Here is a 9932-nt window from a genome sequence, read left to right as displayed (position 1 = left end):
CCCCCCCCCCCCCCCCCCCCCCACGCCCGGCATTGACGAACATCATGAACGGAACGAAACCGATGGCATCCGAATACGTGCGACCCGCTGTGCGGCACACGGAAACGCTGATCGCGAAGGGCGTCGTTTTTACCGTCGTGGGCACGTGCGTGCTGATCGGCGTCACGTTGCATGCGCAGTCGACGCGCGAATTCCTGCGCGCGTCGGTCGTAGTACCCGGGCGCGTTGTCAAGCTGAACGCAGGCCAGCATCATCCGGAGATCGCGTTCACGACGCTCGCGGGCGAGCAGGTCGAATATGCGCAGGGCGGCGAGGTCAGCGTGCAGGACGGCGCGACGGTCGAGGTGCGCTATGCGCCGGACGCGCCGAGGATGACGGCGCGGCTCAATACGTTCGGCGCGATCTGGGGCGGCGTGCTGACAATCGGCGCGATGGGCGCGGTCTTTTTCGCCGTCGGCGTCGGTCAGTTGTGGTCTGGCGTGCGCGCGTGGCGCAGCGGGCGCAACCGGGTGCGCCCGCCCGCCGCGCACTGAAACACTTCACAGGACATTCCGGCATGACAATTCGCTTGATGCCGTGGCTCGTCGCGATCGGCGCCGCGTTCGCGGGCTGCGCCGCGCACGCGGCGGGCACCGCGCATTCGCTCGATCAGGTGCCCGGGAAATTCGATTCGCCCGACGCCCGCGCCGCGTATGCGCGCGACATGAGCGGCGCGCCGGAAGCGGACGGTTTCGGCGTGCACTTGCCGCCCGGCTTCACGAAGGAGGGGCTGGTGGCGCAGCTTGCGCCGGGCCAGCCGCTTGCGCGTGTCGTGCTGGCCGGCGCGAAACCGTGGCCGCAGCGTCCCGGCGCGTTCGTCGCGATCGTTTGCGTGGCGCCGACCGACGAGTCGGCGCGCGAGGCGCTGCGATTCCGTGCACCCACCGATTGCGAGGGCTTCGAGCGCCACGCCGAGGCCGATGATCAGAAGGAACTGGTCCGGCTGGGCGTGTTCGAGCGCGGCCCGGACGGCGTGCCGCGCCTCGTCGCGCGAACCGAACAGCCGCTCGACCAGGCCACCGACTGGAGCAACACGAATCTCGACAGTCCCGACTACCTCGAGGAGGCGAAGCCGCCGGGTGATCGCGTGCTACGTCCCGAGCGGTGGTCGCGGTTCGATCTCGCGCCGTATGCGCTGCGGGCGGGCGATGCCGCGTTCGGGGTGCGGGCGGGCTGGTCGATCGGTTATTCCGGCGGCGGTGCGTCGTTCGAGGCGTTGTACCTGTTCCGGATCGACGGCAAGACGCTGCGCGTCGTGTTCGCGCAGCCGATGATGTTCTACCGGGATATCGCAGGCGATTGGCATCGCAACGGCACGCGCGATCACGACATCACCGAAGGCAGCAATACGCTGAGCGTGCTGTCGACGTCGACGGATGGCTTCCGCGACCTGCAGTTGCGCGAGCGCGGCGGCAAATGGCGCCGGACGTTTCGCTGGTCCGCGGCGGACGGCGCGTATCAGCCGCGCTGACGCACCGGCCCTGGCGGTCCGCTATCGGCCCACGACCGGGCCCGCCGCCGCCGTCGCGAATTCGTCGACGACGGCTTCGATCACCGCCCGTACATGCGGTCTTGTAGAGATCGGCACGGGCGACGAGCCACACGGTGAAATGATTGCATCGCCGCTCCATCAGGCGCACCAGTTCAGGCTCGGCGTCGGCGCGGAAGCACGGCGCGCAACGGCGCCGTTGACGGGCGAGCGGCATCGCACGTCGCGCGGTGGCCGACGGGCCGGCGTGCCTGCGCATGCGGCGGCGCGGCTGGACGTCGTGCCGAATGTGGAGGACCATTTCCCCGACATGCCGCGAGCGGGCGGGCGCGATGGCCGCTCGTTCGCATCGCCCCTCAACCCTGCCGAACCCCGTCGAGCCGAACATCATGGAACCCATTCACGAGACAGCCGGGCCGGCCCTGCTGCGCGACACGCGCGACGGCGTCGTCACGCTGCGCCTGAATCGCCCGCAGCAGTTCAACGCGTTGTCCGAAGCGATGCTTTCGGCCCTGCACGATGCGTTCGATACGCTTGCCGCCGATCCGCACGTGCGCTGCGTCGTGCTGGCCGCCGAAGGCAAGGCATTCTGCGCGGGCCACGACTTGCGGCAGATGCGCGGCAAGCCCGAACTCGACTACTACCGCACGCTGTTCGCGCAGTGCAGCCGCGTGATGCTCGCGATGCGCGCATTGCCGGTGCCGGTGATCGCGCGCGTGCACGGCATCGCGACGGCGGCCGGCTGCCAGCTCGTCGCCGCGTGCGATCTCGCGATCGCGGCCGATACCGCGCGCTTCGCGGTGTCGGGCATCAACGTCGGGCTGTTCTGCTCGACGCCGGCCGTCGCGTTGAGCCGCAACGTCGCGGCCAAGCGCGCGTTCGACATGCTGGTGACCGGCCGCTTCGTCGATGCGGCGACAGCCGCCGCGTGGGGGCTCGTCAACGAAGCCGTGCCCGAGGACGCGCTCGATGCGGCCGTCGCGCGCAAGGTCGCGGAGATCGTCGCGAAGAGCCCGGCCGCGGTGCGATATGGCAAGCAGATGTTCTATCGTCAGCGCGAGCTGCCGCTCGACGAAGCGTATGCGTACGCGGGCGACGTGATGGCGCGCAACATGATGGAAGAGGATGCGGGCGAGGGCATCGACGCGTTTCTCGAGAAGCGCAAGCCGACGTGGCGTTCGTGATGCGTTGACGGAAGCGGACAGAGCGCGCGTCGGCGCCCGGCGTTGTGCAACGCGCAACGACGTACCGTGTCGTCGCCGGTGCGCGTGGGCGGTTCGCCGCAGAGCTGACGGGCCGCGTGAGGCGGCCGGCCAGCACGCGGCACGGCATGTGCGGCGACGCTGTCACGCATCGCAGCATCGCAGCATCGCAGCACCGCCGCCCGTCAGCGTCCGTAGCTGCCGGTCCGTAGCGCCGGGTGCACGCTCGTCGCCCCGGGCGGCACGATCACGACCGGCACGCGGCGCGCGAGCGCGCACATCAGCTCGTAGCCGATCGTGCCGCTGGCTTGCGCGACATCGTCCACCTTCACCTTGTCGCCCCACAGCTCGACGCTCGAGCCGATGCCCGCGTTCGGGCACGGTGTCAGGTCGACGGTCAGCATGTCCATCGATACGCGGCCGACGACGCGCGTCATCACGCCGTCCACCGCGATCGGCGTGCCGGTCGGGGCATGGCGCGGGTAGCCGTCCGCGTAGCCGCACGCGACGACGCCGATCCGCATCGCCCGATCGGCCGTGAAGCGGCGGCCGTAGCCGACGGTTTCCTCCGGCGCCAGCGTCTGCACGCCGATGATCCGGCTCGTCAGCGTCATCGCGGCCGTCAGCGGCGTGTCGGCGATATGCCGCGAGGCGCCCGTCGGCGAAGCGCCGTACAGGATCGTGCCGGGGCGCACCCAGTCGCGGTGCGCGCGCGGGTGCCACAGCACGGCCGCCGAATTCGACACCGAGCGCTCGCCCGGAATCCCGGCCGTGATCGCGTCGAACTGGTCGAGCTGCCAGTCGACTTCGCCTTCGTCGGCGTTCGCGAAATGCATCATCAGCGTGATCTTGCCGATCGACGGCGCGCTCGCCGCGCGTTCCCACGCGGCGCGGAACGCGGCCGGCCGATAGCCGAGCCGGTTCATGCCGGAATTCATCTTGAGCTGGATGTCGATCGGCTGCTGCGGCTTCGCGGCGATCAGCAGGTCGAGCTGTTCGTCGCAGTGCACGGCGACCGTCAGCCGATGGCGATCGGCCAGCTCGACGTCGGCGGGCTCGAAGATCCCTTCGAGCAGCAGCACGGGCTTGTCCCAGCCGAGCTCGCGCACGCGCACGGCTTCGTCGAGATCGAGCAGCGCGATGCCGTCGGCGGCCGCGAGGCCCGGGTAGATCCGCTCGATGCCGTGGCCATACGCGTTGGCCTTGATCACGGCCCACACGCGCGATTGCGCGGCGGTGCGGCGGATGAAGTCGAGGTTGTGGCGGACGGCGTCGGGGCGGATATGGGCGACGATGGGACGGGGCATGGCAAGGGCTCGGGTCGGATGTCGTTCGGCGCACGGGGCGTGGAGTGAAACGGCAGGCCGGCGCGATCGCGCGCCCAGCCAGTGTCGAGCGCTATCTTATTGGTGTTCGACCAGTTTTAATTAACGTATTTATCGACGATTTGGTGGAAAGTTGGGTGCCGCGACAGGACGGGGCAGGCGCCGCCCGCCGCGGCCTGCGCGGCCGAGTCTGCCGTCTAGAAAACCGGTGCGCGAACGGCACGGTGCAATGCTAAGCTCTCGGCGATCTTGTCATTGACCAATGTAATCATAACGGAGGAGACTTGGATGACGACGTCCCAGCTGTGCCTGTTCATCGTGGCGCTGTTGCCGTTCCCGATGACGTTTCTCGCCAAGGCCCGCAAGGGTTACGACAACCGTACGCCGCGCGATTACCTCGCGAAGCTCGAAGGCTGGCGCGCCCGCGCGCAGGCCGCGCATCAGAATTCATGGGAAGCGCTCGCGCTGTTCGCGGTCGCGCTGGTCGTGGCGTGGCACAACGGCGCGAACGTCCATCGCGTCGACCAGCTCGCGATCGCGTTCGTCGCGATCCGCGTCGCCTATGCGCTGATGTACCTGCTGAACTGGGCGTCGCTGCGTTCGCTCGTGTGGTTCGGCGGGATGGCGTGCGTCGTCGCGCTGTTCTTCGCGACGCCGTAAGCGGCCGGTCATACGCAAACGCGCTGCCGGCGTTGCATGCGGCCCGTCAGGCCCCGCCCGCGCCCCGTGCGTGACTGTCGTTGGATGCGGGCGCAACGATCTTCGAGACGAACGGCGGCGCGTCCGCTTCGCTGCGCAGGAATGCGATCAACGGATCGAGCAGCCGGTGCTGCGTCGCCGGATGGCGGCGCAGCACGAAGCGCCACGACGCGTCGCGCGCGAGGCCCGGCACCAGCGGCACCAGACGCCCGCTGCGCAGCTCGGGCTCGATCAGCGGCACGCGGCCGAGCGCGATGCCGGCGCCGCCGACGGCCGCGCCGATCACCTGGCTGAAACTGCTGTAACGGACGATCTTCGTCTCGAAGTCGTCCGGCAAGCCGAACTGCACGGCCCAGTTGCGCCAGTCGATCTCGGGGCTGTCTTCGTGCATTTCCTGCAGCAGCCGCGAGCGGCATACGTGCCCAGACGCGTACGGAAACAGCTCGGGACTGCAGACCGGAAACACGGTTTCCCGCATCAGCACGTCGTCGTCGGCCCGCAGCCGGTGCGCCGGTACGTGCACGATCGCCAGATCGACGCCGCTGCGCGCGAAATCCGGCTCGTCGTCGAGCACGACCGCGTGCAGCGGGGTGTCGGGATGAAGCGACGAGAATTCCGCCAGCCGGCGCGCGAGCCACATCGACGAAAACGGCGCATTGGCGGACACGGTGAGCCGTTGCGCGGCACCGCGAATCTCGCTGCACGCGTCGGTGAGACGCGACAGCGCATCGCTGACGGCCGGCAGCAGCCGCGCACCGGCCGGCGTGAGGCCGATGCCGCCGAGCCCCGTGCTGCGTTCGAGCAGCCGCGCGCCGAGCGATTCCTCGAGCGAACGGATCTGGTGGCTGACCGCGCTGGTCGACACGTTCAGCTCGACCGCCGCGCGCGCGAACCCGCCGAGGCGGACGGCCGCCTCGAAAGCACGCAGTGCGCTGAGGGGAGGAAGGTGCGACATGCGGGGTATTGTAGTTGACTCAACACCCGTTGAAAAATCATCTTTTGCCGCGCGCGGGCGGCGCGGGTAGCCTCGATCCGGTCAACCAGAACGCAACCAAACACCGACCGGAGGGCTTCATGTATTTCGACCGACGACTATGGGCGATGATGGCGGGACTGCGCTGGCGGGTGGCGGCGGCCGTCGCGCTCGGGCTGCTCGCGATGGGTGTCGGCATCCTCCGCTTCGTGTTTCTCGGCCGCGTGCTGGCGCTGGTGTTTTCCGGCGCGCCGGCGCGCGGCATCGGCGAAGCCGTCGTTGCAACGGCGGCCTGCGTGCTGCTGCGCGCATGGCTCGATCATCGCCGCACGGTGCTCGCGCAGCATACGGCGGGCCGCGTGCAGGCGACGCTGCGCGCGCGGCTGTTCGACCGGATCGCCGCGCTCGGCCCCGCCTGGTTCAGCGGCGAACGCACGGGCGGCGTGATGCTCGCCGTCGTCGATGGCGTCGAGCAGTTGCAGACCTTCTTCGGCGTCTACCTGCCGCAGCTCGTGATCGCCGCGTGCGCGCCGCTCATGATCTTCGCGGTGCTCGCGTGGTGGGACGTGCCGACGGCCGCGATCCTGCTCGTCGCGGCGCTCGTCACGCTCGCGTTGCCGCAGCTCGTGCATCGCGCCGACAAACGCGCGGCGCTCGCCCGTTCGGCCGCGTTCAAGGCGTTCGGCGAGGAATTTCTCGACGCGGTGCAGGGCCTGCCGACGCTGAAGGCGTTCGGGCAGAGCACCGCGTTCGGCGCGAAGCTGGCCGCGAAGGCGCGCGCGTTGTCGGACAGCACGTTCTGGGTGCTCGCGCTCGGCCTGCTGACACGGTTCTTCACGGATCTCGGCACCGGCCTCGGCGCGGCCGCGGCGATCGCGGTGGGCGCATGGCGCGTGCGGCACGGCGACATGAGCCTCGAAGCGCTGCTGATCGTGCTGATGGCCGGCAGCGAGATCTTCCGCCCGTTGCGCGACCTGCGCGCGGTGCTGCATCAGGGGATGATCGGTCAGTCGGCGGCGAATGCGATCCACGCGCTGCTCGACGCGGGCGGCGCCGCGCCTCGCGTCGATGCGCCGCGCGTAGCGGGCCTGCGGCCGGAGATCGCGTTCGACGACGTCAGTTTCGCGTATCCGGGGCGCCGCGCGGAGGCCCATGCGGCGCTGAGCTTCTCGGTACGCGCGGGCGAGACGGTCGCGATCGTCGGGCCGAGCGGAGCCGGCAAGTCGACCATCGTGCGCCTGCTGCTGCGCCAGCACGATGCGCAGGGCGGCGCGGTCCGGATCGGCGGCCACGACGTGCGCACGCTCGATGCCGATCAGGTGCGCGAGATGATCGCGGTCGTCGCGCAGGATGCGACGCTGTTCGATGGCAGCGTCGCCGACAACCTGCGGCTCGGCCGCCCCGACGCGAGCGACGCGGAGATGATCGCCGCCGCGCGCGCCGCCAACGCGCACGATTTCATCTCGGCGCTGCCCGATGGCTACGCGACGCGCATCGGCGAGCGCGGGCTCATGTTGTCGGGCGGTCAGCGCCAGCGCATCGCGATTGCCCGCGCGCTGCTGCGCGATGCGCCGATCCTGTTGCTCGATGAGGCGCTGTCGTCCGTCGATGCGGAAAACGAGGCGCTGATCCAGCAGGCGCTGGACCGGCTCACGCGCGGGCGCACGACGCTGGTGCTCGCGCACCGGCTGTCCAGCGTGATCGGCGCCGATCGCATCCTGGTGCTCGACCAGGGGCAGGTCGTCGACGAAGGCACGCACGCGGCGCTGATCGCACGCGACGGCCCGTATCGCCGCCTGATGGGGCCGCAACTGGAAGCGGTCGCCGAATCCGTCGGCGCGGCGACCCCGGCCGGCGCGACCGCGCGCGCGTCGTCGGGCCCGCAGGTGCGGCCGCTGAACGACGACGCGGCGACGATCGGCTGGCCGGAGACGTTGCGGACGCTGCTGCGCTTCGTGCGTCCATGGAAGGGCAAGGTCGTGCTGACCGTACTGTTCGGGATCGGCCGCGTGCTCGCATTCATCGGCGTCGGCGTGCTCGGCGCGCGGGTGGTCGGCGCGGTGCCGACCGGTCATGTCGGCACCGGGCTGGTGGCCGCGCTGCTCGTGATCGCGCCGGTCGCGGCCGTGCTGCACTGGCTCGAATCGTGGCTCGCGCACGACATGGCGTACCGGCTGCTCGCGGAAATGCGCATCGCGTTGTTCGCGACGCTCGAGCGGCTCGCGCCGGCCGGGCTGCTGCGCCGCCGTTCCGGCGATCTCGTGTCGCTCGCGACGCAGGACGTCGAGACCGTCGAATATTTCTACGCGCATACGCTCGCGCCCGCGTTCGTCGCGGTGCTCGTGCCGGCCGGCGTGCTGGTGCTGCTCGCGTCGGTCGCATGGCCGCTCGCGCTCGTGCTGCTGCCGTTCCTGCTGTGGGCCGGGCTCGCGCCCGTGCTCGCCCGCCGCGACGTCGACCGGCTCGGCACCGGCGCGCGCGAAGCGCTCGGCCGGCTCGGCGCGCACCTGACCGAAACGATCCAGGGGCTCGCGGAACTGACCGCGTTCCAGGCGATCGCACGCCGGCGCGCCGCATTCGTGGCCGAGGCCGATGCGTATCGTCGGCAGCGCGCGAAGCTGCTCGACGATCTGTCGACGCAAAGCGCCGCGCTCGAAGTCGCGAGCGGGCTCGGCGGGCTGGCGGTTGCCGCGCTCGGCGCGTGGTTGTGCGCACGCGGCTGGTTCCCGCACGAGTCGTTGCCGCTGCTGGTGCTCGTCGCGGTGGCCGCGTTCATGCCGGTGGCCGAAATCGGTCAGGTCGCGCGCCAGCTTGCCGACACGATCGCGTCGACGCGCCGCTTGCGCGCGCTGGAGAAGGAGCCCGTGACGGTGACGGACGGCGCGCACGCGATGCCCGGGAATCCGGCGGTACGGTTCGACGCGGTGTCGTTCACGTATCCGGGCCGCGGCGTGCCCGCGATCGACCGCGTGAGCTTCGAGGTGCCGCCCGGCAGCACGGTCGCGCTGGTCGGTGCATCGGGTGCGGGCAAGTCGACCGTCGCGAGCCTGCTGCTGCGCTTCTGGGATCCGCAGCAGGGCCGCGTCACGCTCGGCGGCGTCGACCTGCGCGACCTGCGGCTCGACGATCTGCGGCAGCACATCGCGCTCGTCGCGCAGGATACCTATCTGTTCAACGACACGCTGGACGCGAACATCCGGCTCGCCGCGAACGATGCGTCCGACGCGGACGTGCGGCGCGCGATCGACCACGCGGCGCTCGGCGATTTCGTCGCGCGGTTGCCGGACGGGCTCGCGACGCGCGTCGGCGAGCGCGGCGTGCAGTTGTCGGGCGGCCAGCGCCAGCGTGTGGCGATCGCGCGCGCGTTCCTGAAGGATGCGCCGGTGCTGATCCTCGACGAGGCGACGTCGCACCTGGACACGATCAGCGAGCAGCAGATCCGCGCGGCGCTGGAGGACCTGATGACGCAGCGCACGTCGATCATCATCGCGCACCGGCTGTCGACCGTGCGTCATGCCGACCTGATCCTCGTGATGGAGCAGGGCGCCGTGATCGAGGCTGGCCGCCATGCGGAGCTGATGGCGCGGCAGGGCGCGTATGCGCGGCTCGTGTCGCATCAGGCGAGCGGGGTCGCGGCGTGACGGGGCAGCGAGCGCGGCTGCATCCGGTGTTGTCCGTATCCAGGTATTGACAACATATGTTGTGTGATTGTCTAATTCGTCATCGCGTGTTGCGTGATCGTGACGACGTGCGTCCCGGCATCGTTTGACGGGGCGCGCCAACCCGGCGCACGCTACCTGTCACCGGAGTGGACTCTTTTGCACGACATGCCGCTTTCCCTTTCGCCCGTCATCGCCGGCACGCCGTTCGACATCGGCGTGCGCCTCGGCGAGCTTGCCCGGCCGGTATTCGACGCGTACATGCGGCAGAGCCGTGCATGGCAGGCCGTGCGCGGCTGGCGCGGCCATCCGTTCGTCGCCGACGCGATCGACGAAGCCGCGCTGCTGCGCGTGCTCGGCGATCGTGCACCGGAAGGGCTGCCGATCTACCGCGACGGTCCGACCGATCGCGACGACGAGAACACGCTCGCGACCGCGGTGTTCGAGATTCATGACACCGCGATCGCCTTCACCGTCCATCAACACGGCACGCAGCGCTTCGCGACGCGCATCGTGGCGTCCGCGCACACGCACCGCGCATCCTGA

General features: G+C 70.2%; 8 protein-coding genes and 1 pseudogene. 6 read left to right on the top strand and 3 right to left on the bottom strand.

Annotation, left to right across the window (positions count from 1 at the left end; all coding sequences use genetic code 11):
- The first annotated feature begins 62 nt into the window (after window positions 1-62).
- Together LGN10_RS06845 and LGN10_RS06840 are read left to right on the top strand one after the other, a co-directional pair.
- A complete protein-coding gene (locus LGN10_RS06845) occupies window positions 63-533 on the top strand; it encodes a DUF3592 domain-containing protein (RefSeq protein WP_124859271.1) in 471 nt (156 codons plus the stop codon).
- Window positions 534-556: 23 nt separating this feature from the next.
- Entirely contained in the window at window positions 557-1510 is a 954-nt protein-coding gene (locus LGN10_RS06840) for a hypothetical protein (protein ID WP_226222447.1), read from the top strand.
- A 21-nt stretch (window positions 1511-1531) separates the two neighbouring features.
- On the opposite strand, the pseudogene LGN10_RS33630 reads toward LGN10_RS06840, so the two are convergent.
- Window positions 1532-1712: pseudogene (locus tag LGN10_RS33630) on the bottom strand (LysR family transcriptional regulator); the annotation flags it as partial.
- 205 nt (window positions 1713-1917) lie between these two features.
- On the opposite strand from LGN10_RS33630, the gene LGN10_RS06835 reads away from it, so the two are divergent.
- The gene (locus LGN10_RS06835) at window positions 1918-2712 is read left to right on the top strand and encodes an enoyl-CoA hydratase (protein ID WP_226222445.1); all 795 of its coding nucleotides are present in this window, start codon (window positions 1918-1920) and stop codon (window positions 2710-2712) included.
- A 203-nt stretch (window positions 2713-2915) separates the two neighbouring features.
- Here LGN10_RS06835 and alr read toward each other — a convergent pair whose 3' ends face one another.
- Window positions 2916-4037, bottom strand: a complete 1122-nt coding sequence (alr, locus tag LGN10_RS06830; protein ID WP_226222443.1) for an alanine racemase — start codon at window positions 4035-4037, stop codon at window positions 2916-2918.
- Between the two features lie 306 nt (window positions 4038-4343).
- Here alr and LGN10_RS06825 point away from each other — a divergent pair, with 306 nt between their 5' ends.
- Window positions 4344-4715, top strand: a complete 372-nt coding sequence (locus LGN10_RS06825; RefSeq protein ID WP_124859261.1) for an MAPEG family protein — start codon at window positions 4344-4346, stop codon at window positions 4713-4715.
- A 46-nt stretch (window positions 4716-4761) separates the two neighbouring features.
- On the opposite strand, the gene LGN10_RS06820 is transcribed toward LGN10_RS06825, so the two are convergent.
- Window positions 4762-5709, bottom strand: a complete 948-nt coding sequence (locus tag LGN10_RS06820; protein WP_226222441.1) for a LysR family transcriptional regulator — start codon at window positions 5707-5709, stop codon at window positions 4762-4764.
- 119 nt (window positions 5710-5828) lie between these two features.
- On the opposite strand from LGN10_RS06820, the gene LGN10_RS06815 reads away from it, so the two are divergent.
- Together LGN10_RS06815 and LGN10_RS06810 are read left to right on the top strand one after the other, a co-directional pair.
- A complete protein-coding gene (locus LGN10_RS06815) occupies window positions 5829-9368 on the top strand; it encodes an ATP-binding cassette domain-containing protein (protein ID WP_226222439.1) in 3540 nt (1179 codons plus the stop codon).
- A gap of 186 nt (window positions 9369-9554) precedes the next feature.
- Window positions 9555-9932 (top strand): hypothetical protein, encoded by a 378-nt coding sequence (locus LGN10_RS06810; RefSeq protein ID WP_226222437.1) that lies wholly within the window; start codon window positions 9555-9557, stop codon window positions 9930-9932.

The organism is Burkholderia sp. AU32262 (genome assembly GCF_020419985.1).
GTDB classification, from domain to species: Bacteria; Pseudomonadota; Gammaproteobacteria; order Burkholderiales; family Burkholderiaceae; genus Burkholderia; species Burkholderia semiarida.
This window is presented reverse-complemented; position numbering and strand designations above follow the sequence as displayed.

What these genes read in the sequence shown, in the direction of transcription:
- LGN10_RS06815 (WP_226222439.1), top strand. Translation starts at nt 5,829, where the DNA reads ATGTATTTCGACCGACGACTATGGGCGATGATGGCGGGACTGCGCTGG.
- LGN10_RS06840 (WP_226222447.1), top strand. Translation starts at nt 557, where the DNA reads ATGACAATTCGCTTGATGCCGTGGCTCGTCGCGATCGGCGCCGCGTTC.
- alr (WP_226222443.1), bottom strand. Translation starts at nt 4,037, where the DNA reads ATGCCCCGTCCCATCGTCGCCCATATCCGCCCCGACGCCGTCCGCCAC.
- LGN10_RS06820 (WP_226222441.1), bottom strand. Translation starts at nt 5,709, where the DNA reads ATGTCGCACCTTCCTCCCCTCAGCGCACTGCGTGCTTTCGAGGCGGCC.
- LGN10_RS06810 (WP_226222437.1), top strand. Translation starts at nt 9,555, where the DNA reads ATGCCGCTTTCCCTTTCGCCCGTCATCGCCGGCACGCCGTTCGACATC.
- LGN10_RS06825 (WP_124859261.1), top strand. Translation starts at nt 4,344, where the DNA reads ATGACGACGTCCCAGCTGTGCCTGTTCATCGTGGCGCTGTTGCCGTTC.
- LGN10_RS06845 (WP_124859271.1), top strand. Translation starts at nt 63, where the DNA reads ATGGCATCCGAATACGTGCGACCCGCTGTGCGGCACACGGAAACGCTG.
- LGN10_RS06835 (WP_226222445.1), top strand. Translation starts at nt 1,918, where the DNA reads ATGGAACCCATTCACGAGACAGCCGGGCCGGCCCTGCTGCGCGACACG.